The 25416-nt window shown below is 70.4% G+C and carries 21 protein-coding genes, 1 tRNA gene and 1 pseudogene; 14 read left to right on the top strand and 9 right to left on the bottom strand.

All coding sequences use genetic code 11. From position 1 onward, the window contains the following. Position 1 precedes the first annotated feature (1 nt). Both coaE and ACIG5E_RS06535 read right to left on the bottom strand, forming a co-directional pair. Positions 2–604 carry a dephospho-CoA kinase gene (coaE, locus tag ACIG5E_RS06540; protein ID WP_396531953.1) on the bottom strand — a complete coding sequence of 201 codons (603 nt, stop codon included), beginning with the start codon at positions 602–604 and terminating at the stop codon, positions 2–4. 32 nt (positions 605–636) lie between these two features. After that, positions 637–1281, bottom strand: a complete 645-nt coding sequence (locus tag ACIG5E_RS06535; RefSeq protein WP_396531951.1) for an MBL fold metallo-hydrolase — start codon at positions 1279–1281, stop codon at positions 637–639. A gap of 62 nt (positions 1282–1343) precedes the next feature. Here ACIG5E_RS06535 and ACIG5E_RS06530 point away from each other — a divergent pair, with 62 nt between their 5' ends. Continuing rightward, a complete protein-coding gene (locus tag ACIG5E_RS06530; protein WP_396531949.1) occupies positions 1344–1775 on the top strand; it encodes a MarR family winged helix-turn-helix transcriptional regulator in 432 nt (143 codons plus the stop codon). Between the two features lie 52 nt (positions 1776–1827). Here the strand turns inward: ACIG5E_RS06530 and ACIG5E_RS06525 are convergent, their stop codons facing one another. Together ACIG5E_RS06525 and rpsA are read right to left on the bottom strand one after the other, a co-directional pair. Continuing rightward, positions 1828–4038 (bottom strand): MMPL family transporter, encoded by a 2211-nt coding sequence (locus ACIG5E_RS06525; protein ID WP_396531947.1) that lies wholly within the window; start codon positions 4036–4038, stop codon positions 1828–1830. Between the two features lie 298 nt (positions 4039–4336). Next, positions 4337–5827 (bottom strand): 30S ribosomal protein S1, encoded by a 1491-nt coding sequence (rpsA, locus tag ACIG5E_RS06520; protein WP_030281838.1) that lies wholly within the window; start codon positions 5825–5827, stop codon positions 4337–4339. A gap of 413 nt (positions 5828–6240) precedes the next feature. On the opposite strand from rpsA, the gene ACIG5E_RS06515 reads away from it, so the two are divergent. Further along, entirely contained in the window at positions 6241–7116 is an 876-nt protein-coding gene (locus ACIG5E_RS06515) for a class I SAM-dependent methyltransferase (RefSeq protein ID WP_396531945.1), read from the top strand. Between the two features lie 5 nt (positions 7117–7121). Continuing rightward, entirely contained in the window at positions 7122–9629 is a 2508-nt protein-coding gene (gene hrpB / locus ACIG5E_RS06510) for an ATP-dependent helicase HrpB (protein WP_396531944.1), read from the top strand. Positions 9630–9865: 236 nt separating this feature from the next. Here hrpB and ACIG5E_RS06505 read toward each other — a convergent pair whose 3' ends face one another. The 3 genes from ACIG5E_RS06505 to ACIG5E_RS06495 are packed head-to-tail and all read right to left on the bottom strand — an operon-like array spanning position 9866 to position 12042. Continuing rightward, positions 9866–10354, bottom strand: a complete 489-nt coding sequence (locus ACIG5E_RS06505) for a SitI3 family protein (RefSeq protein ID WP_396531943.1) — start codon at positions 10352–10354, stop codon at positions 9866–9868. Positions 10355–10372: 18 nt separating this feature from the next. After that, entirely contained in the window at positions 10373–11716 is a 1344-nt protein-coding gene (locus ACIG5E_RS06500) for a putative T7SS-secreted protein (RefSeq protein ID WP_396531941.1), read from the bottom strand. Continuing rightward, complete coding sequence (locus ACIG5E_RS06495) at positions 11716–12042, bottom strand: hypothetical protein (protein ID WP_396531939.1); 327 nt, start codon at positions 12040–12042, stop codon at positions 11716–11718. Before ACIG5E_RS06495 ends, ACIG5E_RS06500 begins: the two co-directional genes overlap by 1 nt. 187 nt (positions 12043–12229) lie before the next feature. Here ACIG5E_RS06495 and ACIG5E_RS06490 point away from each other — a divergent pair. From ACIG5E_RS06490 to ACIG5E_RS06480, 3 genes and pseudogenes are all read left to right on the top strand, one after another. After that, positions 12230–12346: pseudogene (locus tag ACIG5E_RS06490) on the top strand (DNA-binding response regulator); the annotation flags it as partial. 48 nt (positions 12347–12394) lie between these two features. After that, positions 12395–13123 (top strand): SDR family oxidoreductase, encoded by a 729-nt coding sequence (locus tag ACIG5E_RS06485; RefSeq protein WP_396531937.1) that lies wholly within the window; start codon positions 12395–12397, stop codon positions 13121–13123. 4 nt (positions 13124–13127) lie between these two features. Continuing rightward, complete coding sequence (locus ACIG5E_RS06480) at positions 13128–13670, top strand: GNAT family N-acetyltransferase (RefSeq protein ID WP_396531936.1); 543 nt, start codon at positions 13128–13130, stop codon at positions 13668–13670. 81 nt (positions 13671–13751) lie between these two features. Here ACIG5E_RS06480 and polA read toward each other — a convergent pair whose 3' ends face one another. After that, positions 13752–16436 carry a DNA polymerase I gene (polA, locus tag ACIG5E_RS06475; RefSeq protein WP_396532271.1) on the bottom strand — a complete coding sequence of 895 codons (2685 nt, stop codon included), beginning with the start codon at positions 16434–16436 and terminating at the stop codon, positions 13752–13754. 234 nt (positions 16437–16670) lie between these two features. Here polA and ACIG5E_RS06470 point away from each other — a divergent pair, with 234 nt between their 5' ends. The 6 genes from ACIG5E_RS06470 (at position 16671) to ACIG5E_RS06445 (ending at position 23482) form a co-directional block, all read left to right on the top strand. Further along, positions 16671–17135 carry a PaaI family thioesterase gene (locus ACIG5E_RS06470; protein ID WP_030281858.1) on the top strand — a complete coding sequence of 155 codons (465 nt, stop codon included), beginning with the start codon at positions 16671–16673 and terminating at the stop codon, positions 17133–17135. A gap of 582 nt (positions 17136–17717) precedes the next feature. Continuing rightward, on the top strand, positions 17718–18959 hold the full coding sequence (locus tag ACIG5E_RS06465; protein ID WP_396531934.1) for a branched-chain amino acid ABC transporter substrate-binding protein: 1242 nt from the start codon (positions 17718–17720) through the stop codon (positions 18957–18959). A gap of 122 nt (positions 18960–19081) precedes the next feature. After that, the gene (locus ACIG5E_RS06460) at positions 19082–20011 is read left to right on the top strand and encodes a branched-chain amino acid ABC transporter permease (RefSeq protein WP_396531932.1); all 930 of its coding nucleotides are present in this window, start codon (positions 19082–19084) and stop codon (positions 20009–20011) included. A gap of 5 nt (positions 20012–20016) precedes the next feature. Then, positions 20017–21951, top strand: coding sequence for a branched-chain amino acid ABC transporter permease (locus tag ACIG5E_RS06455; RefSeq protein ID WP_396531930.1), 1935 nt, complete (start codon positions 20017–20019; stop codon positions 21949–21951). Positions 21952–21959: 8 nt separating this feature from the next. Then, positions 21960–22769 (top strand): ABC transporter ATP-binding protein, encoded by an 810-nt coding sequence (locus ACIG5E_RS06450; protein ID WP_396532270.1) that lies wholly within the window; start codon positions 21960–21962, stop codon positions 22767–22769. After that, complete coding sequence (locus ACIG5E_RS06445; RefSeq protein WP_396531929.1) at positions 22766–23482, top strand: ABC transporter ATP-binding protein; 717 nt, start codon at positions 22766–22768, stop codon at positions 23480–23482. Before ACIG5E_RS06450 ends, ACIG5E_RS06445 begins: the two co-directional genes overlap by 4 nt. A gap of 70 nt (positions 23483–23552) precedes the next feature. Here ACIG5E_RS06445 and ACIG5E_RS06440 read toward each other — a convergent pair whose 3' ends face one another. Continuing rightward, on the bottom strand, positions 23553–24239 hold the full coding sequence (locus ACIG5E_RS06440; RefSeq protein WP_396531927.1) for an ANTAR domain-containing response regulator: 687 nt from the start codon (positions 24237–24239) through the stop codon (positions 23553–23555). Positions 24240–24305: 66 nt separating this feature from the next. Here ACIG5E_RS06440 and ACIG5E_RS06435 point away from each other — a divergent pair. After that, a tRNA-Leu gene (locus tag ACIG5E_RS06435) sits at positions 24306–24380 on the top strand. A gap of 128 nt (positions 24381–24508) precedes the next feature. Further along, positions 24509–25363: an RNA-guided endonuclease InsQ/TnpB family protein gene (locus ACIG5E_RS06430; protein WP_396531926.1), complete on the top strand. Its 855-nt coding sequence runs from the start codon at positions 24509–24511 to the stop codon at positions 25361–25363. The last annotated feature ends 53 nt before the right edge of the window (positions 25364–25416 follow it).

Raw genomic sequence — 25416 nt, 5'->3', positions numbered from 1 at the left:
ACTACGCGGCGGCGGCCCGCTTCACCAACTCCGCCCAGACCTCGTCGACCCGCGCCGCCAGTGCCTCCAGCGGCCCGCCGTTGTCGATCACCAGGTCGGCGATCGCCAGCCGGTCCGCCCGCGAGGCCTGCGCGGCCATCCGGGCCCGGGCCTCCTCCACGGCCATCCCGCGCAGCCGCACCAGCCGCTCCACCCGCACCTCGTCGTCGGCGTCGACCACCACGACCAGGTCGAACAGCGGGGCCAGCCCGTTCTCCGTGAGCAGCGGCACGTCGTGCACGACGACCGCGTCCGGTGCGGCCGCCGCCTCCAGTTCGGCGGAGCGGGCCCGCACCAGCGGGTGGACGATCGCGTTCAGCGCCCGGAGCTTCTCCGGGTCGGCGAACACGATCGCCCCGAGGGCCGGGCGGTCCAGCGTGCCGTCCTCCCGCAGCACCTGCGGGCCGAACTCGGCGACCACGGCCGCCAGGCCGTCCGTCCCGGGGGCGACCACCTCGCGGGCGATCAGGTCGGAGTCCACGATCACCGCGCCGTGCGCGGCGAACAGCCGGGACACCTCGCTCTTGCCCGCGCCGATGCCACCCGTCAGTCCGATCTTCAGCATGGCGTCAGGCTACCGGCGCAACACCTGAACCGTCAGCCCAGCTCCAGGCTCTCGCTCTCGCCGAGCACCACCAGATCCGCGCCGCCGGTGCCCGGCCCGTCCGGCCCGAGCAGCCGGGTGGCCACCATGTGCCCGATCGGGCTGAGCGTCGCCTCGTGCACCGGGACGGCCCGGCGCGGGCCCGACTCCCGGACGTAGTCGACCACCTCGGAGGCCTTGCTCCACGGCGCCGCGAGCGGCAGCAGCAGGGTGTCCACGGCGTGCGGCGGCACGGTGAAGGCGTCGCCGGGGTGGAACAGCCGGCCGTCGAAGAGGAAGCCGATGTTCTTCACCCGCGGGACGTCCGGGTGGATCACCGCGTGCCACTCGCCGTGCACCGAGACGCCGACCTCGCCGATCTCGAAGGCGTCGCCCTCGCCGACCGCGGTGACCCGCTGCCCGAGGCCCTCCAGCTGGGCGGCGACGGCGCTGTTGGTCCACACCCGCAGGGCCGGGTCGGCTTCCAGCGCGGCGCGCAGCCGGGACTCCTCGAAGTGGTCCATGTGCTCGTGGGTGATCAGGACGGCGTCCGCCCCGGCCAGTGCGGCGGGGTCGGTGAACGCCCCGGGGTCGACGATCAGGGTGGTGTCGTCGTGCTGGACGCGTACGCAGGCGTGTCCGAACTTCGTGATTCGCATACCCGAAACAATACAGCATCGCTGTACAGTCTTGCTGCATATCTTCCGGATACACTTCTCCCATGACCAGCGACGCCCCGCACCCGGACACCCTGGACCTCGCCGCCGACCTGCGCACCGCCCTCGGCAGCCTGGTCCGCACCCTGCGCGACAACGACGACCTGCCGCCGAACCAGGCCGCCGTGCTCGGCCTGCTGGTCCGCGACGAACGCTCCTACACCGTCGCCGAACTCGCCGACCGCCGACGCGTGCGCCACCAGTCGATGGCCCGCACCGTCGCGCTGATGACCGAAGCCGGCCTGGTCGCCCAGCAGCCCCACCCCACCGACGGCCGCAAGCAGCTGATCGCCCCTACCGAGGCCGGCCGCACCGCCCTGCTCGACCAGCGCGCCCGCCGCGAGCACCACATCGCCACGGCCATCGAGACCCGGCTCAGCTCCGAGGAACGGGCCCAGCTGCGCGCGAGCGTCGAGCTGCTCCAGCGCCTTAGCTGACCCCACCGGGGCCGCTACGGCGTCTGCGCCGACCCCACCACCGCCGCGGCCGCTACGGCGTCTGAGCCGACCCCACCAGCTCCGGCCGCTGCGCCTGAACCGGGATCGCCGGCTGCTCGATCTCCGGCAGGTCGACGTGCTCGCTCAGCCCGAACCGCCGGTGCAGCCGCCGCAGCGGAGCGGGCGCCCACCAGTTGAACTCGCCGAACAGGCTCATCGCGGCGGGCACCAGCAGGCAGCGCACCAGGGTGGCGTCCACCGCGACGGCCACGGCCAGCGCGATGCCCATCTGCTTGACCATGAGCATGTCCCCGAGCGCGAAGCCCGCGAAGACGATCACCATCAGCAGCGCCGCCGAGGTGATGATCCGACCGCTGCGCTGGACGCCCAGCTCCACCGCCCGGACACAGCCGTGCCCGCGCTGGGTCAGCTCCTTGATCCGGGAGAGCAGGAACACCTCGTAGTCCATCGACAGCCCGAAGGCGAAGGCGAAGACCAGCACCGGGATGAAGGTCTCCAGCCCGCCGGTCGGACTGAAGCCGAGCAGCCCGCTGAACCACCCGTCCTGGAACACCAGGGTCAGCGCGCCGAGCGAGGCGCCCAGCGACAGCAGGTTCATCAGCAGTGCCTTGACCGGCATCACCACCGAGCCGGTCATCAGGAACAGCAGCACCAGCGTCCCGGCCGCGACCAGGCCTAGCGCCCACGGCCCGCGCGACAGCAGCTCGTCCTTGAAGTCCACCACCGAGGCCGCGCCACCGGTGACGTACGTCCGCAGCCCGCCCCGGTCCGCCCGCAGCTCGTCCACCACCTGCTTGGCCGTGTCGCCCTGCGGGTCCCCGTGCACCAGCACGTCCACCGTCGACACCTTGTCGCTGACCGGCGTCACCGCCCGCACCCCGCTCACCCCGGGCAGCTTGGCGACCACCTCGTCCGCGTACGCCTGCGCCACCGGCGCCCCGCCCTCGACCACCACGGTGATCGGCGCGGCCGCGACCTGCGGGAAGCGGTGGTCGACGGTCTCGGCGACCTGCCGACCGGCCGAGGAGGCGGGCAGCACGGCGGCGCCGGAGCTGCGCATCTCGGCGTGGAAGAAGGGCGCCCCGGCCGCCATCAGCAGCCCCACACAGGCGAGCGTGACCAGCACCGCGCGCTTGCGGACCCGGCGGACGGTCCGACTGAAGAAGCCCTCGTCCGGGACGGGCGAGGTCGGCGTCTTGATCCGCGAGCCCGCGAAGCCGAGCAGCGCGGGGATCAGGGTCAGCGCCGCGGCGACCGCGATCACCACCACGCTCACCCCGGCCGCGGCGACGGCGCCCAGCACCGGGCTGGTGAAGACGAACAGGCCGGACAGGGCGACGGCCACGGTCAGTCCGGAGAAGGCGACGGTGCGTCCGGCGGTCGCGGCGGTGCGCTCGACGGCGGCGGCGATGCCCGCGCCGTGGCCGCGTTCCTCGCGGAAACGGTTCACCATCAGCAGCGCGTAGTCGATCGACAGCCCGAGCCCCAGCACGGTGGCGATCGGCAGCACGCTGGTGTCGATGGCCATGATCCGGCTGAACCCGAACATGGCCAGCAGCGCCCCGCCCACCGAGGCGACGGCGCCGATCACCGGCAGGGAGGCGGCGGCCAGGCCGCCGAAGACCAGCACCATCACGACCAGGGTGAGCGGCAGGGTCACCATCTCGCCGAAGCGGGTGTCCTGCTCGGTCTGCTTCTTGACCTCCTGCTGGAGCACCAGGTCCCCGCCGACGGTCACGTGCGCCCCGCCCGCGCCGTCCAGCGCGGCGAGCCGGTGGGTGACCGCGTCGGTCTGGGCGGAGGTCGCGGTGCCGGCCATCCGTACGGTGACCAGGCTCGCCGTCCCGTCGGGGGCCCGCAGCGCGGCCGGGCCGGGGCCCGGGCCGTACGCGTCCTGGACGCCGGAAACCCCGGGCAGGGCGGTGATGCCGGCGGTGGCCTTCTGGACGGCGGCGCGCACGGCCGGGTCGTCCACCGGCTTGCCGTCCACCACCGCGGTCACCGTGCCCTTGACCGGATCGGCCGCGGCGACCACCGCGCTGCCCCGGTCGGCCTCGGCGGTGGCGGAGGAGGCCCCGGCCACCGAACCCTCGAAGACCCGCCCCCCGATCAGCACCCCGACGACCAGGACGACGGCCCAGAAGCCGAGCACCCAGCGGCGGTGGCGGAAGCAGAACCGGCCGATCGCGGCGAGCCGGCCGCCGACCACAGCGGTGGGGGCGGCGGAGGAGGGTTTGCGCATGAAGGAGCCTTTCGGGCAGCTCCACTCAATGTAGGTGCAAGCCGAACTCCGACCTATAGCAGGGCAATGAGCCTCATCTCACATTTCCCTACACATAAACCACACATAAGTCAAACCGGAAAACGAAGGCGCTCAATGGATCCGGCCCGGAGCCGGAAAGCACCGGCGCGGAGCCGGACAACACCGGCTCGGAGCCGGGAAACACCGGCTCGGAGCCGGGAAACACGAAACGGGCCCCACCCGGACGAATCCGGATGGGGCCCGTTCCCTAGCTGTCAGCTAGCGGGGGGCGAGAGCCTCAGCTCTGGCCGCCGGCCAGCTTCTCGCGCAGGGCGGCCAGGGCCTCGTCGGAGGCCAGGGCGCCCGAGCCCTCGTCGCTGCTGGACGAGTAGGAGCCACCGGCGGCAGCGGCGACGGCGTCGCCACCCTCGGCAGCGGCCTCGGCGTCGGCCTCGCGGCTCTTGATGACCTGGGCCTGGTGCTGCTCGAAGCGGGACTGCGCCTCGGCGTACTGGCGCTCCCACTCCTCACGCTGCTTCTCGAAGCCGGGCAGCCAGTCGTTCGCCTCGGGGTCGAAGCCCTCCGGGTAGATGTAGTTGCCCTGGTCGTCGTACGAGGCGGCCATGCCGTACAGGGTCGGGTCGAACTCGACCTCGGCCGGGTTGGCACCCAGGGCCTCGTTGGCCTGCTTCAGCGACAGGCTGATGCGACGACGCTCGAGGTCGATGTCGATGACCTTGACGAAGATCTCGTCGCCGACCTGGACGACCTGCTCCGGGATCTCGACGTGGCGCTCGGCCAGCTCGGAGATGTGGACCAGACCCTCGATGCCCTCGTCCACGCGGACGAACGCACCGAACGGAACCAGCTTGGTGACCTTACCCGGAACGACCTGGCCGATCTGGTGGGTACGGGCGAACTGCTGCCACGGGTCCTCCTGGGTCGCCTTCAGCGACAGGGAGACGCGCTCGCGGTCCATGTCAACGTCGAGAACCTCGACGGTGACCTCCTGGCCGACCTCGACAACCTCGGACGGGTGGTCGATGTGCTTCCAGGACAGCTCGGAGACGTGCACCAGGCCGTCGACGCCACCCAGGTCCACGAAGGCACCGAAGTTGACGATCGAGGAGACGACGCCGGAGCGCACCTGGCCCTTCTGCAGGGTGGTGAGGAAGGTCTGGCGGACCTCGCTCTGGGTCTGCTCCAGCCAGGCACGGCGGGACAGGACCACGTTGTTGCGGTTCTTGTCCAGCTCGATGATCTTGGCCTCGAGCTCCTTGCCCACGTAGGGCTGGAGGTCGCGGACGCGACGCATCTCGACGAGCGAGGCCGGGAGGAAGCCGCGGAGGCCGATGTCGAGGATGAGACCACCCTTGACGACCTCGATGACGGTACCGGTGACGATGCCGTCCTCTTCCTTGATCTTCTCGATCGTGCCCCAGGCACGCTCGTACTGAGCGCGCTTCTTGGACAGGATGAGACGACCCTCCTTGTCCTCCTTCTGGAGAACCAGGGCCTCGATGTTGTCACCGACGGCGACGACCTCGTGCGGGTCAACGTCGTGCTTGATCGAGAGCTCGCGGGACGGGATGACGCCCTCGGTCTTGTAACCGATGTCGAGGAGAACCTCGTCACGGTCGACCTTCACGATGACGCCCTCGACGATGTCGCCATCGTTGAAGTACTTGATGGTCTCGTCGATCGCGGCGAGGAACGCGTCCGCGTCGCCGATGTCGTTGACCGCGACCTGCGGGGTGGTGCTGAGGGAGGAGTCGGTGGGGCTCGTCATTAGGAAAAGGGCTCCGGTACGGACATGAAAGTCGTAGGTAATGCCACGCGGAGGGCCCGTATCGCTCCCACCGAAAGCCGGACAGCCAAGAACACGGCGCACCGGCGATCCCGTGACAACGAGAACCGGCGTCCGTCTTGCGACCGTGGGGTCTTCGACAGATGCGAGCGCGACCTGCTCCGTCCGAGGCGCGCAGGCCCGCAGCGCAACTTGTAGCATACGGGGACGGCCAGGCACGGTCAACGCCAAGAGAGGCAAGACGGTGGAGCCCGGTACGGATCAGGCCATATCCTCCGATTGCGCACCTCGCGGTGGCGCTCGAAGGGGCCCTTCCCCGGATGCCACCGCCAGGACCCGGCCCTTGACGGGCCGGTTCGCGGCAGCGGCGCTTCCGCAGTTCCATACCCTACGCGATGGGCATTGTCACCGTGGCCACCACCCCCCACTCCTCCCTTCACGATCTTGACACCTCCCCCTCGGAGGTCGAGGAGGAGGGCGACGACGCGGTGCGGCGCTCGGCCGGCGTCGGGGAGAGCAGCCGGGCCAGCCGGCACTGGTGGGACCGCAACGCCGACGAGTACCAGGACGAGCACGGCGAGTTCCTCGGCGACGACCGCTTCACCTGGTGCCCCGAAGGCCTCGACGAGGCCGACGCCCGCCTGCTCGGCGACGTCAGCGGCAAGGAGGTGCTGGAGATCGGCGCCGGCGCCGCCCAGTGCTCCCGCTGGCTCGCCGCCCGCGGCGCCCGCCCCGTCGCCCTGGACATCTCCTACCGCCAGCTCCAGCACTCCCGCCGGATCGACCTCGGCCGCGGCACCACGCCCGTCCCCGTCGTCCAGGCCGATGCCGCCGTCCTGCCCTTCGCCGACGCCTCCTTCGACCTCGCCTGCTCCGCCTACGGCGCCGTCCCGTTCAGCGCCGACACCGAACGCCTGATGCGCGAGGTGCACCGGGTGCTGCGGCCCGGCGGGCGCTGGGTGTTCTCGGTCACCCACCCGATCCGCTGGGCCTTCCCCGACGAGCCCGGCGTCGAGGGGCTCACCGCGATGTCCTCCTACTTCGACCGCACCCCGTACGTCGAGGAGGACGAGCAGGGCCGCGCCACCTACGTCGAACACCACCGCACCCTCGGCGACCGGGTCCGCGAACTCGTCGCCGCCGACTTCCGGTTGATCGACCTGGTCGAGCCCGAGTGGCCGGCCGGACTGGAACAGGAGTGGGGCGGCTGGTCCCCGCTGCGCGGGCGGCTGATCCCCGGCACGGCGATCTTCGTCACCGAGCGGGGCTGAGCCCTTTGAACCCCGCGTGGCGAGAGCTACCTGTTCGCACCGCCCTGCCCGCTCTGCACGAGGCGCTGGAGCAGGACGGGACCGCCGTCCTCGCCGCACCGCCCGGCACCGGCAAGACGACGCTGGTGCCGCTCGCCCTGGCCGGGCTGCTGGACTCGGGTGCTGTCCGGCGCGTGCTGGTCGCCGAGCCGCGCCGGCTCGCCGTACGGGCCGCCGCCCGGCGGATGGCCTGGCTGCTCGGCGAGTCCGTGGGCGGCCGGGTCGGCTACACCGTGCGCGGGGAGCGCCGGGTCGGGTCGGAGACGGTCGTCGAGGTGGTCACCACCGGCGTGCTGCTGCAGCGGCTGCAGCGCGATCAGGAGTTGCCCGGGGTGGACGTCGTCGTCCTGGACGAGTGTCACGAACGGCACCTGGACGCCGACACCGCGCTCGCCTTCCTGCTGGACGTCCGCGCCGCCCTGCGGCCCGAACTGCGACTGGTCTGCGCCTCCGCCACCTCGGATACGGCCGCCTGGGCCGAACTGCTCGGCGGCGCACCGGTGGTGGAGGCGCACGGGGTGTCCCACCCGGTGGACGTGGTCTGGGCGCCGCCGCCGCGCGCCGTCCGGCCCGCGCACGGGACCCGGGTCGACCCGGCGCTGCTCGACCACGTCGCGGCTGTTGTGCGGCGGGCGTTGGGTGAGCGCGACGGGGACGTGCTCTGCTTCCTGCCCGGCGTCGGCGAGATCTCGCGGGTCGCCGGCCTGCTCGGCGGTGTGGCCGCCGAGGTGCTCCAACTCCACGGCCGCGCCCCGCAGCCCGTCCAGGACGCCGCGCTCTCCGCTGGGGCGGGACGCCGTGTCGTCCTCGCCACCTCCGTCGCCGAATCCTCGCTCACCGTCCCCGGCGTGCGGGTCGTCGTCGACGCCGGACTCGCCCGCGAACCGCGCACCGACCACGCCCGTGGCCTCGCCGGACTCGTCACCGTACGGGCGTCGCTCGCCGCCGCCCGCCAGCGCGCGGGCCGTGCGGGGCGCGAGGCCCCGGGCACCGTCTACCGCTGCTGGCACGAGGCCGAGGACGCGCGCGCCGCCCGCTACCCCACCCCCGAGATCGCCCTCGCCGACCTGACCTCGTTCGCTCTCCAGGCCGCCTGCTGGGGCGACCCGGATGCCACCGGCCTCGCCCTGCCCGACGCCCCGCCCGCCGGGGCGATGGCCGCCGCCCGGCAGACGCTCCAGGCCCTCGGCGCCGTCGACCCCGACGGCCGGGCGACGCCGCGCGGTGTGCGCCTCGCCCGCACGGGGCTGCACCCCCGACTGGCCCGCGCCCTGGTCGACGGCGCGGCGGCGGTCGGCGCCCGCCGGGCGGCCGAAGTCGTCGCGCTGCTCTCCGAGGAACCACCGCGCGCCCTCGGCGACGACCTCGGTGCGGTCTGGCGGCTGGTTCGCTCCTCCAGCGACCCCTACGCCGGCCGCTGGCGCGACGAAGTCCGCCGCCTCCTGCGCGCCACCTCCGACGAACCCGCCACCGCCCTGCCCGACACCACCGCTGCAGGACTCGTCGTCGCCCTCGCCTTCCCCGAACGCATCGCCCGCGCCCGGGTGGAGCGGCCCGCCCCCGGCGAGCGCAGCCCGTACCTGATGGCCTCCGGTACGGCTGCTGAACTCGCCCCCGACACCCGGCTCGGCGCCCTCCCCTGGCTCGCCGTCGCTGTCGCCGACCGCCCGGCCGGCTCCCACTCCGCCCGCATCCTGCACGCCGCCGCACTGGACGAGGACACCGCCCTCCAAGCCGGCGCGGCCCTGCTCGCTTCGCGCGAGGAAGTCCACTGGGACACCCGCCGGGACGAAGTCGTCTCCCGCCGGCTCGAAGCCCTCGGCGCGATCGAGCTTTCCGGGAAACCCCTCAACCGCCCCGACCCGGCGCTCGTCCGGGCCGCGATCCTCGAAGGCCTCACCCGCGAAGGCATCAGCACGCTCCTGACCTTCCCCTCTGGTCTACGCGAACGCCTCGCCTTCCTCCACACCGCCATCGGCGCCCCCTGGCCGGACGTCTCCGACGAGGCACTCCTCGACCGCGCGGAGGAGTGGCTGGAATCCGAACTCTCCCGCGCCCGCCGCCGCGCCGACCTCGCGCGAATCGATACGACAGCCGCGTTGCAGCGCCTACTCCCTTGGGCCACCGGCGAAGCAGTCCGCCTCGACGAACTCGCCCCCGAGCGCATCACCGTGCCTTCGGGCTCGAAGATACGAGTCGACTACACCACCGAACGACCAGTGCTTGCAGTCAAGTTGCAAGAACTCTTCGGCTGGACCAAAACTCCCGCCCTGGCCGGAGGCCGCGTCCCGCTGACCATCCACCTGCTCTCCCCGGCAGGCCGCCCCGCCGCCGTCACCGGAGATCTGGAGAGCTTCTGGCAGAACGGCTACCACGCCGTCCGCGCCGAGCTGAGGGGCCGCTACCCCCGCCACCCCTGGCCCGAAGACCCGACCACAGCAGAGCCCACCCGCCGCACCAACGCGAGAAAGTAGCAGCAGAAGACCCCACCGACTTCCTACGCACAGCACACCCGCCGCCATGCCCAGCAGCGTTCTCGATCTGATCAACGGCCTGGACGATTCCGGCAACGTCTTCGTTGTGGTACAGCCCGACGATGAGGCCCCCGCCTGGTTCGCCCCTGTGGCAGTGCTGGCCCGCCGTGCGGCCCGCGGCAAGCCGGTCCGCACGAAGCGGGCCGAGGCCGAGGCCGAGACGGGCCGGGTGTTGCTCACTCCTCGTCGACGAATTCGTGGTTCCGGCGGCGGTACGGCGCCGAGATGCCGGCAAGACGGTTCGGCGGCCAGAAGTCGGAGCGCTCGCTCAGGGCCAACTCGCCGTCCTGGCGCACCATCCAGACGTCCTCGTGGTCGAGGTGCAGGACCGCGTCGCCGGGCACCTGCGCCAGCAGGCCGTCGGCGAGGCGGGTCATGTCGTCCTGCTGGCCGGAGATGTCGGCGTCCTTGCCCAGCCGGAACACGATTGAGACGGTCGGGGTGAAGACGCGGCCGCCGATCTCCGGGTCCCCCCACGGGGTGGGCTTGCGGGTGGCCACCCGGAGCCAGGTGCCGTACACCGTGAGCACGCCGTCGCCGAGCAGCGCGTCGACGGTCGCGGAGGCGTCGACGAGCCGCAGGGACCGGGCGACGTCGGCGAACGTCTGGGCGACCTGGGCCGTGGACCACGGGGTCACCAGCTCGAGGCTGTAGGAGATTGCCATGTCCGTCTTTCTGTTCTGCTACGGGTAGAGGGAGATCACGTTGCCGGCCTTGTCGATCACGGTGACCTCCTTCAGTCCGTCGATCGGCCAGTCGTTCAGCTGCTTACGCATGGCGCCCACGTCGACGTCGCTGTCGGACAGGTTCAGCACGATGCGGTCCGCCTGTCCTTCGTCGACCTTCTTCTGGATGCCGGTGGCGATGGAGCGGGGGTTCTTCGCGGTGGGCGCGTAGCAGTCCATCACTTCACCCTCGACACGGTAGTCGGGATTCTTGGTCGTGCCGGGGACGTCGGGGTTCTGCTCGACCTTGTAGCCGTTCTTCGCGAGGATGTCGGCCGACTCGTTCTCCCGGGTGAACGCGCGCACGGTCGTCGGGTCGGCGTTCTTGGGGATGTTGGTGACGCGCCCCTCGGGGCTGGCGTTGGGGTCCGCCGGCTTGGAGGGCTGAGTCCGCATGTCCGGCGAACTGCTTCCACCGCCTCCGCCGTTGCCCTCCATCTGGACCCGGTCGGGTCCCACCGCGTCCTGGGCGATCTGAGCCCCACCGAGACCGGCTATGCCGAGGCCGGTGGCGATGACGCCGGCCGAGGCGATGTTGACGGGCACTCCGATGGCCGCACCGACACCGGTCAGGTCCAGGCCGACGCCCAGAATCTCGCCACCGGCGCCGAGCGTCGCGAGACCGAGGCCGCCCGCGATCTCCAGGACGGAGCCGGGGTCGTGGATCATCGCGTTGCCGACGGAGGCCAGGTCCGCGACGGCGGTCTTGCCGACGTCCTCGAGGAAGTCCCCGGCGTCGGAGAAGAAGTCGCCCACCTTGTCCAGCCAGCCGGGCTCCTCAGGGGCCTTGTCGCGGCCCTTGGCTATCGCGTCGGCTGCGGTGTCGCCCGCGGTCTTGAGCTGGCTCCGCGCGTTGCTCAGGGTGTGCTGGGCGGTGGTCCGGGTGCCGTCGCCGGGATCGGTGAACGGGAGCGTGTGGCCTTCGCTCTTCTCCTGCGCGTCGTGCTCGGTCTTGGCCTTGTCGGTCGCAGCCTGGGCTTCGCCCCATTGCCGGATCGCGTCCTTGGCCTGCCCCTGCGCCCACTCCAGGGTCGACTTGTAGGTGGTCAGCGCGGTGGCGGCGTCGTGGAAGCAGTCACCCGCCTCCAGCCACTTCTTGGGCTCGCCCTTGAAGGCGGCCCGGAACGCGTCACCGGCCTTACCCGACCACCCGTCGGTGGTGTCGATCCGTTTGAGCCCCTCACCGGTTGAGTGCAGGGTGTCGCCGTAGCTCTTCAGCCAGGCGGCGGTCGACCCGACCGCTTCCGGGTCGCCGGGTACGAGTTCCTTCGGGTCGGACGTCTCTCCGAGTTCCTTCGCCACTACTTCGCCCCCGGGTCCTCACCGCTGTCACGGCTGAGCGTGCCGTGCAGGTGCCCGGCGATCTGCCCGTCGAGCTGTCCGTACGCCTTCACGCTCGCGTTGAGGCGCTGGGAGACCTGGGCGGCGTCCTTCCCAAGGTTCTCCACGCCGATCTCCCAGCGCTTCAGGAAGTGCCCGAGGACGTCGGCCAGATGGTCGTGACCGATGTCCTCCTTCTTGTGGTCGAGGTCGCTGACCTTCTTGAACTGAAGCTTTGCCAAGGTGTCGGTGATGCCCGAGGCCGCCTTGTCGAGCGAATCCAGGTCGACCTTGAACCCGTCCGCCATCAACCCTCCCCCGTGTCCGTTCGATCGCTTTTGGGGTGACAGGTTAATGGATGCCCGGATGGCCGCCTTTGGTTCCCCCCGTTCGGCGGGGCCCGCAGCCGCGACGGTCGCCTCACTTGATGATTGATGCCAAGGGCTCGCTGGCACGCATGACATGAAGCGAGGGAGTCCAGAGATCGGTTGCGACGTGAAGACCCATCTGCTGCGGGTCTTCGCCAAGCCCGACGTCAGCGACCGCACCCACGCGGTGGTCGTGGCTCTCGAACGCGGGCTGCTGGACAGACTTAGCCAACCCCTCGGGTGACATGTCATCGTCGGTGTGCCGCCCGATCCACCGACCAGGAGTGCTGACATGAGATTCGACGACCACCGGGTGGTCATCACCGCTGCCGGCCGCGACTTCGGGCGCACACTGGCCATCCGTCTCGCGGACCTCGGCGCCGAGGTCTTCCTCTCCGCGCGCACCCTCGCCGCCGCGGAGCGGGTCCGGGACGAGATTCGCGGCCGAGGGCACCAGCGCGTCCACGCCTTCGCCTGCGACCTGACGGACCCCGCCTCGATCCGCGGCTTCGCCGCCGAGGTCGGCCGGCACACCGGCCACATCGACGTGCTGATCAACAACGGCTCCCGCTACCTCGAAGGCCCGGACCTGCTCTCCGCCTCCGATGAGGACGTCGTCGACACGATCACCTCCGGCGCCACCGGCACCGTCCTGACCGTGAAGAACTTCCTCCCCCTCCTGCTCAACTCGGACAAGCCCGACGTGGTGACCATGGTCTCCGCCTGCGGAACCGCAGGGCACCACCGCTCGGACGCGCACGACGCCTTCTACGCGGCCAAGAGCGCCCAGGCAGGGTTCGTCGACATCCTCTCCAAGCGCCTGCGGCCCCGGGGAGTTCGGGTGATCTCCCTCTACCCGCCCGACTTCGACAACCCCGACCCCCTCACCAAGGAGTGGGAGACCACACCGCGCGGGGCCGAGGACGCCCTCACCGCGCAGTCACTCGTGCAGTGCGTCCTCTTCGCGGTCGCCCAGCCCCGCGACTGCTTCATCAAGGCGTTCCACTTCGAGCAGGTCTGAGCCCATGCACTACCTCATACGCCGGGTGACCGGCACCGAGCACCGGGAACTCCGTGCGATCAGGCTGGAGGCGCTGCGCGATTCACCCATGGCCTTCGGTTCCTCCTACGACGACACCGCCGCCCTCCCCGACGACGTCTGGCAGCAGCGGGCCGCCGTCGAGGCCTCCGCCGTGGACTCCGCCACCTTCATCGCCGCCGACGACGCCGGGAACTGGCTCGGGATCGCCGGCGTCGGGCCGCTCCCGGACGTCCCGGACCACGTCCACATCCACTCGGTCTACGTGCGCCCGGAGCACCGCGGGCCCACCGGCCCCGCCGCCGACCTGATGAGGGCCGGCGTCCGCTACGCCCAAGTCCACACCGACGTCCGGTGGTTGACCCTGGGCGTGCACGAGGGCAACGAGCGGGCACTGGCGTTCTACCGGCGGCTCGGCTTCGAGCCCACCGGCAAGGTGGTCCCCTACGCCCTCGACCCGTCCGAGAAGGTCCTCATCCTGGGCTACCCGGACTTCCGTAGCCACGCCCGGACCTCGGAGCTGCCGTAGGCGAGAAGCCGGAGCTGCCGTAGCCGAGAAGCCGGCGGGCCCGGGCACTCCCCGTGCCCGGGCCCGCCGTCAACGGAAGCGTCAGTGCGCGGCGGCCTCCCAGTCGGCGCCGACGCCGACGGAGACGTCGAGCGGGGCGCGCAGCGGGTAGGCGCCGGCCATCTGCTCGCGGACGATGGCCTCGACCTGCTCGCGCTCGCCCGGGGCCAGCTCCAGCACGATTTCGTCGTGCACCTGGAGCAGCATCCGGGAGGTGAGCCCGGCCGCGCGCAGGGCGTCGTCCACTCGCAGCATGGCGATCTTGACGATGTCGGCGGCCGAGCCCTGGATCGGGGCGTTGAGGGCCATCCGCTCGGCCATCTCGCGGCGCTGGCGGTTGTCGCTGTTGAGGTCCGGCAGGTAGCGGCGGCGGCCGAGCAGGGTCTCGGTGTAGCCGGTGGCGCGGGCCTCCTCGACGACCCGGCGCAGGTAGTCGCGCACGCCGCCGAAGCGCTCGAAGTAGGTGTCCATCAGGCCCTGGGCCTCGGCCGGCTTGATGCCGAGCTGCTGGGAGAGCCCGTAGGCGGACAGCCCGTACGCGAGGCCGTAGGACATCGCCTTGATCTTGCGGCGCATCTCGGCGTCGACGGCTGCGCCGGGGACCTCGAAGACCTGGGAGGCGACGGTGGTGTGGAGGTCCTCGCCGGTGGCGAAGGCCTCGATCAGCGCCTCGTCCTCGGAGAGGTGGGCCATGATCCGCAGTTCGATCTGCGAGTAGTCGGCGGTGAGCAGCGACTCGTAGCCCTCGCCGACGATGAAGGCGCGGCGGATGGCGCGCCCCTCTTCCGTCCGGACCGGGATGTTCTGCAGGTTCGGGTCCTGCGAGGAGAGCCGGCCGGTGGCGGCGACCATCTGGTTGAAGGTGGTGTGGATCCGGCCCTTGGGCGAGACCGTCTTGAGCAGGCCCTCGACGGTGGTGCGCAGCTTTGCCTGGTCGCGGTGGCGCAGCAGGATGACGGGCAGCTCGTTGTCGGTCTGGGTGGCCAGCCAGGTGAGCGCGTCGGCGTCGGTGGTGTAGCCGGTCTTGATCTTCTTGGTCTTGGGGAGGGCGAGTTCGCCGAAGAGGATCTCCTGCAGCTGCTTGGGCGAGCCGAGGTTGAACTCGCGCCCGGCGGCGGCGTGGGCCTCCTCGACGCAGCGCTGGATCTCGGCGGCGAACTGGCTCTCCAGCCGGGTGAGCCAGTCGCGGTCGGCGGCGATGCCGTGACGCTCCATGCGGGCGAGCAGCGCGGCGATGGGCAGTTCCATGTCGTGCAGCAGCCCGGCGGCGCCGACCTCGGCGAGGCGGGTGTCGAAGAGCGCGGCGAGGTCGAGCACGGCGCGGGCCTGGAGCATGAGGGCCTGGGCGTGCGCGGTCGGGTCCTCCTCCGGTGCGTCGAAGGCCAGTTGGCCGCTCTCGGCGGCGGGGGCCGGGGTGAGGGAGCGGGCCAGGTACTCCTCGGCGAGGACCTCCAGGGTGAAGGTTCGGCGGCCGGGCTTCTCCAGGTAGGCGGCGAGCGCGGTGTCGGCGACGACGCCGGCGATGGTCCAGCCGCGTTCGGCGAAGGCGCGCATCACCTGCTTGGCGATGTGCAGGGCCTTGGGGGCGGCGGCGTCGGCGAGCCAGCCGGCGAAGGCCTGCTCGTCCTCTTCGGCGAGCAGTGCCGGGTCGAACCAGGCGGCCGACTCGCCTGCGGCGAGGGCGACTTCGGTGACCTCGCCGGTGCCGAGCGCCCACTGGTAGACGGCGGCGAGGGCGACGGTGGTCTTGCCGTCGGAGGCGTGCTCGCGCAGCCAGCCGGCGAGCGTGCCGGGGTCGGTGAGCAGTTCGCCGTCGACGTCGACGCCGGGGGCGAGCTCGACGGCCTCCTCCTCGCCGACGGACGGGTCGATGCCGAAGACCCGGTCGCGGAAGTTGGCGTTGCGGAACTCCAGCGACTCCATCAGGGTGCCGACGGCGGTCTTGTCGAAGGGCCGGCGGGCCAGGTCGCCGACGCCCAGCGGGAGTTCGACGTCGCGGACCAGCTCGGTGAGCACCCGGTTGCGCTTGACCGAGTCGAGGTTGTCGCGCAGCTTCTCGCCGATCTTGCCCTTCACCTCGTCGGCGCGGGCGACGAGTTCGTCGAAGGAGCCGAACTGGTTGACCCACTTGGCGGCGGTCTTCTCGCCGACGCCGGGGATGCCGGGCAGGTTGTCCGACGGGTCGCCGCGCAGGGCCGCGAGGTCGGGGTACTGGCGGGGGGTGACGCCGTACTTCTCGGTGACCTTCTCCGGGGTGAAGCGGGTGAGCTCGGAGACGCCCTTGGTGGGGTAGAGCACGGTGACGTGGTCGGTGACCAGCTGGAGGGAGTCGCGGTCGCCGGTGACGATGTCGACGTCGTAGCCGGCCGCCTCGGCGGCGGTGGCCAGGGTGGCGATGATGTCGTCGGCCTCGAAGCCCTCGACCGTCATCCGGGGGATGTGCATGGCGTCGAGGAGTTCGCCGATCAGGCCGACCTGGCTGCGGAACTCGTCCGGTGTCTTGGCGCGGTTGGCCTTGTAGTCGGGGAACTCGGCGGAGCGGAAGGTCTGCCGGGAGAGGTCGAAGGCGACGGCGAGGTGGGTGGGCTGTTCGTCGCGGACGGTGTTGGCGAGCATCGAGGCGAAGCCGTAGACCGCGTTGGTGGGCTGACCCGTGGAGGTGTTGAAGTTCTCCACGGGCAGGGCGTAGAAGGCCCGGTAGGCCATCGAGTGCCCGTCGAGCAGCATCAGCCGGGGCCGCGGACCGGCCCAGCCGTCACCCGTCGCACCCTTGTCCGTACTCTGCGTAGCCACGTCAACGTCCGTTCCTGCCGATTCCACTACCGGTCACCGATCCTATGGCCCGGCACCGACAAAAGGGGCGCCGCGCCAGTCCGGCCAGCGCCACTACCGGCGAGTAGGACGGTCGTACGATCACAGGCAGCACGACGACGTGACACCCCCGAGCGGCAGGAGTTCCCCATGACCGACGCGGCCCCCGACACCGCCCCCGTCCTGAAGGTCCCGCAGGACGTGCTGGACCACTTCGCCAAGCTCGGGGTGAGCCCGGAGACCTTCTCCGGCGGCCACCTCGGCGAGAAGCTCGGCATCCGGATCGTCGAGGCCTCCGGCGACCGGGTGGTCGGCACCATGCCGGTGGAGGGCAACCAGCAGCCGTACGGGCTGCTGCACGGGGGCGCCTCCGCGGCGCTGGCCGAGACGCTCGGCTCGATCGGCGCGATGCTGCACGCCGGCCCGGGCCGGTACGCGGTGGGCGTGGACCTCAACGCCACCCACCACCGCTCGGCCACCTCCGGCCTGGTCACCGGGGTGGCCACGGCGGTGTTCAAGGGCCGTACGGCCGCCACCTACGAGATCGCGATCACCGACGACACCGGCAAGCGGGTCACCAGCTGCCGACTGACCTGCATGCTGCGCGACCTGTAACGGGCGTCCGGGTACGGACCGTTCGGCACGGAGAACATCAAGTCCCTTTCCCGCCCCCCTGTTTGACCTTCCGCCTCGCTGGGCAGGCGTTGGTCTGAGCAGGGGGGCGTCGGCATGTCCGGATGCGATCGACGCGTCTCCCACCCCTGTAACGCTGCGTAACAAGTAGGAAATCCACGCAAGTGGCGGCTCCAAGGCCGCAAGGACCGCGGAGCCCCTTCCGCCACCGCGCTCCTTGTCCGCAATGCGGACGTGCGCGGTCGAAAGCAGCACACCGGACACTGGCGTCCGATTATCGACAGTGCCAGCTGCAACCCCCATTTCTGGGCCTTACATCCTTCTACCAGCGGGTAAGCGCCCGGCAGTTCAGGGTCGGTCGGGCCGGAACGACCACATTCTGAGACAACTGCTCCGTGTGCTCATAACAAGAGAATCACAGCCTGCTCGCACCACTGCCCGAGCCGCCCAACGACATCTAGAGTCACGGCCAGTCACCGCGCCATCCGGAATGGACCCGGCCCTCCGCGCAATCCCGGCTCCCGCCAATCGGCGCGGGCGCCTCCTGAACCGAAGGGGACCCTCGTGCGTCACCGTTCAGCAGTTGTCGTGAGCATTGCCGTGATCGGCGCCCTCAGCCTCACCGCCTGCGGCTCCCGCGGCGGGAAGTCCGGCGACAACGCCGGCAGCAAGGACAACAGCGCCGCCACCACCGTCGTGATCGGCGTCGACGCCCCGCTCACCGGCGACCTCTCCGCCCTCGGCCTCGGCATCCGCAACTCCGTCGACCTCGCCGTCAAGAACGCCAACGCCACCAACGAGGTCCCCGGCGTCAAGTTCGAGGTCAAGGCCCTGGACGACACCGCCAAGCCCGCCCCCGGCCAGCAGAACGCCACCCAACTCGTCAGCGACTCCAAGGTCCTCGGCGTCGTCGGCCCGCTCAACTCCAGCGTGGCGCAGTCGATGCAGCAGATCTTCGACGACGCCGGCCTCACCGAGATCTCCCCCGCCAACACCGGCGTCGCCCTCAGCCAGGGCGAGAAGTGGGCCAGCGGCGACAAGAAGCGCCCCTTCAAGTCCTACTTCCGCACCGCCACCACCGACGCCGTCCAGGGCCCCTTCGCCGCCCAGTTCCTCTACAACGACGCCAAGAAGACCAAGGTCTTCCTGATCGACGACCAGAAGACCTACGGCGCCGGCCTCGCCGCCACCTTCAAGGGCGAGTTCACCAAGCTCGGCGGCACCCTCGCCGGCGAGGAACACGTCAACCCCGACGACCGCGACTTCTCCGCCATCGTCACCAAGGTCAAGGCCTCCGGCGCCGACGCCGTCTACTACGGCGGCGAGTACCCCGCCGCCGGCCCGCTCTCCCTCCAGCTCAAGGACGCCGGCGTCAACATCCCCCTGATGGGCGGCGACGGCATCCAGAGCGACGAGTTCATCAAGCTCAACCCCAAGAGCCAGGGCGACTTCGCCACCGCCGTCGGCCTGCCCGTCGAAACCCTCGACACCGCCAAGAAGTTCATCGCCGACTACAAGACCGCCGGCTACAAGGACGCCTACGAGACCTACGGCGGCTACTCCTACGACAGCGCCTGGGCCATCATCGAGGCCGTCAAGAACGTCGTGGCCGCCAACAACGGCAAGCTGCCCACCGGCGACGCCCGCAAGACCGTCCGCGACGCCGTCCAGAAGGTCTCCTTCGACGGCGTCACCGGCAAGGTCTCCTTCGACGAGTTCGGCGACACCACCAACAAGCAGCTCACCGTCTACACCGTCAAGAGCGGCAAGTGGGCCGTGGAGAAGTCCGGCACCTTCAACGGCTGACCGCCCCTCGGAACCCAGCACCAGCAGCACCACCAGCGCGCGGGGGCGCCACGAACGCCCCCGCGCGCCCCCACATCCACCACCCACGCGGACACCCCAGAACGCACTACGGAGGCCCAGCGGTGCACGACCTACCGCAGCAGCTGGCCAACGGCCTGATCCTCGGCGCCCTCTACGGCCTCGTCGCGATCGGCTACACGATGGTCTACGGCATCGTCCAGCTCATCAACTTCGCCCACGGCGAGATCGTCATGGTCGGCGGCTTCGGCGCCCTGACCGCCTACCTCGCCCTCCCCGGCGGCACCACCCTGTGGTTGGCCCTGCCACTCATGCTGATCGCCGGCATCCTGGTCTCCACCCTCACCGCCGTCGCCGCCGAACGCTTCGCCTACCGGCCGCTGCGCAACGCCCCCCGGCTCGCCCCCCTGATCACCGCGATCGGGCTGTCCATCTTCCTCCAGCAACTCGTCTTCTCCTTCTACCCCGACGCCAAGAAGGCCCGGGTCTTCCCCAAGATCCCCGGCGACCCCTTCAGCCTCGGCTCCGTCACCATCCAGCGCAGCGACATCTTCCTGATCATCGCCGCCCCCCTGTGCATGCTCGCCCTCGGCTGGTTCGTCACCCGCACCCGCTCCGGCCGCGCCATGCAGGCCACCAGCCAGGACCCGGACACCGCCAAGCTGATGGGCATCGACACCGACCGCATCATCGTCATGGCCTTCGCCATCGGCGCCGCGTTCGCCGCCGTCGCCGCCGTCGCCTACGGCCTGCGCAGCGGCCAGGTCGACTTCCGGATGGGCTTCATCCTCGGCCTCAAAGCCTTCACCGCCGCCGTCCTCGGCGGCATCGGCAACATCTACGGAGCCATGCTCGGCGGCCTCGCCCTCGGCCTCGCCGAAGCCCTCGCCACCGGCTACATCCAGCACCTGCCCGGCATGCACCTCTTCGGAGGCGGCGCCTGGAAGGACGTCTGGGCCTTCGTACTCCTCATCCTCGTGCTCCTCGTCCGGCCCCAAGGCCTGCTCGGCGAGCGCGTCGCGGACAGGGCGTGACCACCATGACCAGCACCAGAACCGAGACCACCCCGGTCATCCCCCTGCCCGCCACCGCCGCCACCGCCCTCACCGGCCTCGGCGCCCTCGCCGTCGCCGCCTCCGCGGCCATGTCCTGGACCTGGACCAGCGACTTCCCCGGCGACCTCACCTACTACGGCTCCCCGGCCGGCCTCCAGTGGCTCGCCGTCGCCGCCGGCGTCCTCACCCTCGCCCTGCTGCTCGCCACCCACGGCACCCCCGGCCTGCGCTGGGCCGCCCCCACCCGCAGCAACAACGCCGTCCTGTACGCCGCCACCGGCGCCCTCGCCGTCGCCGCCTACTCCGTCGCCGCCATCTCCGTCGAACTCGGCGGCCTCGCCAACCTCGAACCCGGCGGCTGGGTCCTCGCCGCCGGCGGCCTGCTCGGCGTCCTCGGCGCCCTCGGCCTCCCCCTCGACCGACGCACCCACGTACCGCTCCGCATCCTCGACAAGCGACTCTTCCTGCTCCTGCCCGCCGCCCCCGTCGGCTGGATCGCCGCCCACGCCATCCCCGGCGACAAACCCGTCGCCCCGGTGATGACCGCCCTGTCCGGCGCCATCGCCATCGCCGCCGGCGCCGTCCTGCTGCTCCAGCTCGGCCACCTCGCCAACAGCCGGCTGCGCCTCGGCAAGATCGACCGCCTTCTCCCCGCACCCCGCGAACTCCCGTCCTGGGCCGAGGTCCTGCTCATCGTCCTGGCCTTCGGACTCGGCCTGTACGCGATCACCTTCGGCATCGACACCGAGTACGGCGAACTCTTCATCGGCTACCTGCTGCTCGCCGGCCCCACCATCGCCGCACTCACCGGGTCCGGCCTGCTGGGCAGGCTACGCACACTGACCGTCAAGTACCGCCCGGTCACCACCGGCGCCGCCTTCGCCGCCGCCGCGAGCTTCCCGTTCACCCAGAGCAGCGACCAGTACACCTCGGTCGCCACCAACATCCTGATCTTCGCCACCGTCGCCCTCGGCCTCAACATCGTCGTCGGCCTGGCCGGCCTGCTCGACCTCGGGTACGTCGCCTTCCTCGGCGTCGGCGCCTACGCCGCCGCCCTGGTCTCCGGCTCCCCCGCCTCGCCCATCCACGTCCAGTTTCCGTTCTGGGCCGCGATGCTCACCGGCGCCGCCGTCTCCATGATCTTCGGCGTGGTGATCGGCGCCCCCACCCTGCGCCTGCGCGGCGACTACCTCGCCATCGTCACCCTCGGCTTCGGCGAGATCTTCCGCATCACCATGCAGAACCTCAACGGCACCACCGGACCCAACGTCACCAACGGCTCCAACGGCATCCCGCGCATCCCCGACCTGGAGATCTTCGGCTTCGACCTCGGCAAGCCGCACACCATCGGCGGCATCGAACTCGGCCGCTTCTCCAACTACTACCTGCTGATGCTGCTGGTCACCGCCCTGGTCGTGCTGGTCTTCGCCCGCGTCGGCAACTCCCGCATCGGCCGCGCCTGGGTCGCCATCCGCGAGGACGAGACCGCCGCCGAAGCCATGGGCATCAACGGCTTCCGCCTCAAGCTCCTCGCCTTCGCCCTCGGCGCCTGCCTCGCCGGCCTCGCCGGCACCGTCCAGGCCCACGTCAGCTACACCGTCACCCCCGACCAGTACACCTTCGCCGACGCCCTGCCCCCCAACTCCGCCTTCCTGCTCGCCGCCGTCATCCTCGGCGGCATGGGCACCATCAGCGGCCCGCTGGCCGGCGCCACCCTCCTCTTCCTCATCCCGAAGAAGCTCGAATTCCTCTCCGACTACCAGCTCCTCGCCTTCGGCGCCGCCCTCATCATCCTGATGCGCGTCCGCCCCGAAGGCCTCATCCCCAACCGGCGCCGGCAACTGGAGTTCCACGAAGCCGACATCCCGGCCCAACCCACCGGCGACGACGCCACCGCACTCACCAAGGCAGGGGCGTGACCCGCCAGATGACCACCACCGCTGCGCCCCTGCTCGACGTCACCGGCGTCACCATGCGCTTCGGCGGCCTCACCGCCGTCAACGACGTCTCCCTCACCGTCGGCGAGGGCGAGATCATCGGCCTCATCGGCCCCAACGGCGCCGGCAAGACCACCTTCTTCAACTGCCTCACCGGCCTGTACGTCCCCACCGAAGGCGCCGTCCGCTACCGCGGCACCGTCCTGCCCCCCAAACCCCACCTCGTCACCCAGGCCGGCATCGCCCGCACCTTCCAGAACATCCGGCTCTTCGCCAACATGACCGTCCTGGAGAACGTCCTCGTCGGCCGGCACAGCCGCACCAAGGAAGGCATCTTCTCCGCCATCCTCCGCCTCCCCCGCTACCACCACGCCGAAGCCGAGAGCCGCGCGAAGGCCATGGAACTCCTCGCCTTCACCGGCCTCGCCCACAAGGCCGACCACCTCGCCCGCAACCTCCCCTACGGCGAACAGCGCAAGCTGGAGATCGCCCGCGCCCTCGCCTCCGACCCCGGCCTGCTGCTCCTCGACGAACCCACCGCCGGCATGAACCCCCAGGAGACCCGGGCCGCCGAGGAACTCGTCTTCGCCATCCGCGACAAGGGCGTCTCCGTCCTCGTCATCGAGCACGACATGCGGTTCATCTTCAACCTCTGCGACCGCACCGCCGTCCTGGTCCAGGGCCAGAAGATCGTCGAAGGCGACCGCGAGACCGTCCAGAACGACGAACGCGTCATCAGCGCCTACCTCGGCACCCCGCTCGAAGGCACCACCCCCGCCGTTACGGAGACCGACCAGTGACCGCACTCCTCGAGGTCGAGGACCTCCGCGTCGCCTACGGCAAGATCGAAGCCGTCAAGGGCATCAGCTTCACCGTCAACCAGGGCGAGGTCACCACCCTCATCGGCACCAACGGCGCCGGCAAGACCACCACCCTGCGCACCCTCTCCGGCCTCCTCAGACCCACCGCCGGCCGGATCACCTTCGACGGCCAGGACCTGAGCACGGTCCCCGCGCACAAGATCGTCGCCCTCGGCCTCGCCCACTCCCCCGAAGGCCGGCACATCTTCCCCCGGATGACCATCGAGGAGAACCTCCTCCTCGGCGCCTTCCTGCGCACCGACGCGGCGGGCATCACGGCGGACGTGGAACGGGCCTACACCCTCTTCCCCATCCTCGGCGAACGCCGCCGCCAGGCGGCCGGGACGCTCTCCGGCGGCGAGCAGCAGATGCTCGCCATGGGCCGGGCGCTGATGTCCCAGCCCAAGCTGCTCATGCTGGACGAGCCCTCGATGGGCCTCTCCCCGCTGATGATGCAGAAGATCATGTCCACCATCGTCGAGCTCAAGGCGAGCGGAACGACCATCCTGCTCGTCGAGCAGAACGCCCAGGCCGCGCTGTCGCTGTCCGACCACGGCTACGTCATGGAAACCGGCCGCATCGCCCTCTCCGGGACGGGCGCGGACCTCCTCCACGACGAGTCCGTCCGCAAGGCGTACCTCGGCGAGGACTGAGTCGCCTCACGCAAGAAGGGCCCGGCAGAAACGTTCTGCCGGGCCCTTCCGCGTATCGCCTTGTTCCGAACTACTCGGACGCGCCCTCTTCCGCCTTCTTGCGGTCCTGGGCCTCGCCCTCCTCGATGACCGCCTCGGCCACCGCCGCCATCGTCATCCGGCGGTCCATCGAGGTCTTCTGGATCCACCGGAACGCCGCCGGCTCGTTCAGCCCGAACTTCGTCTGCAGCACACTCTTCGCCCGGTCCACCAGCTTCCGGGTCTCCAGCCGCTGGGTGAGATCCCCGATCTCCTTCTCCAGCGCCCGCATCTCGGTGTACCGCGACACCGCCATCTCGATCGCCGGCACCAGGTCCGACTTCGAGAACGGCTTCACGATGTACGCCATCGCCCCGGCGTCACGGGCCCGGTCCACCAGCTCCCGCTGCGAGAACGCCGTCAGCATCAGGACGGGAGCCAGGTGCTCCTCGTGGATCTGCTCAGCGGCCGAGAGCCCGTCCAGAACCGGCATCTTCACATCGAAGATCGCCAGATCCGGCCTCAGCTCCTTCACCAGCCGCACCGCCGTCGCCCCGTCGCCCGCTTCCCCGACGACGGTGTACCCCTCCTCCTCCAGCATCTCCTTCAGGTCGAGGCGGATCAGCGCCTCGTCCTCGGCGATCACAATCCGGGTGATCTGGGGCGTATCGGTCTCAAGCGGCTGTGCCTGCTCGTCGGCGGTGCTCACGGGGCTCCTAGTTCCGGCGGGGTACTGCATGCACGAGGGTACCTAGACACGGTATGTTTGAGACACGACGCGAAGGCAAGCGCCTTCAAATCGTAGGCCCCGATAGCCCAATTGGCATGAGGCAATGGTCTCAAACACCATACAGTGTGGGTTCGAATCCCACTCGGGGCACTTTTCCTTCGATTCGAAGGGATCGGCATTCGCTCCAACAGTTTTTGCGAACTGGGGATCTTCACTCTTGCGAGTGAAGATCCCCAGTTCGCATGTCCAGAGCCGAATGCGCGTGCAGACTCGGTCACATGCAGCTCCGGTATCGCTTCCGACTGGAACCGACGGCGGGCCAGCGTGTCGCGCTGGCCCGCATGTTCGGCTGTGCGCGGGTGGTCTACAACGACGGCCTCCAGATATGCCTGGACGCCGCCGCGCATGGAGCGAGGGTCCCGACTGCCGTAGAGCTGTCGAAGTTGGTGATCACCGAGGCCAAGAAGACGCCGGAACGGGCCTGGCTCGGCGACGTCTCCGCGGCTGTGCTCCAACAGTCCGTACGGGACCTCGGGAGGGCCTGGTCAAACCACTTCGCGTCGCGGAGGGGCACCCGCAAGGGGCCGAGAATGGGCAAGCCAGCCTTCAAGAGCCGCAAGGACAGTCGGTTTGCGATCCGATTCGCTCGAAACACCCGATTCCGGATCACGGACAGTGGCCGGCTCCGGCTGCCCGGTGTCGGTGAGGTCCGGGTGCGGTGGTCGCGTGGTCTGCCGTCTGAGCCGTCTTCGGTAACGGTGATCAAAGATGCTGCCGACCGGTACTTCTGTTCGTTTGTCGTTGTGACCCACCCCGCGGCTGACCTGATGCCGGACGCAACCGGCGACATCGGCATCGACCTTGGTCTGACCCGGTTCGCTGTCCTCTCAGATGGCAGCCACATCTCCAGCCCGAGGTACCTTCGCCGGGCAGAAAAGAAGCTCCAGAAGCGGCAACGCGAGCTGTCACGTAAGCAGAAGGGATCGAAGAACCGAGACAAGGCCCGCATCCGTTTCGCCAGGGCCCACGCCAAAGTCGCCGACGCCCGCCGGAACTTCCACCACCAGTGGTCTCACAAACTCACGAGCGAGAACTGTGAGAATCGACGGGTGCTGTCCCGGGCCGTGGCCTGACCCGCGCGAGAACGGACCGTGGTGTCCTGGTTTGGATCTGTCGGCCGCTGGTT

Source organism: Kitasatospora sp. NPDC053057 (assembly GCF_044546945.1).
In the GTDB taxonomy this organism is placed as follows: domain Bacteria; phylum Actinomycetota; class Actinomycetes; order Streptomycetales; family Streptomycetaceae; genus Kitasatospora.
The sequence above is the reverse complement of the archived record's forward strand: the minus strand, read 5'-3'. Positions and strand labels throughout refer to the sequence as shown.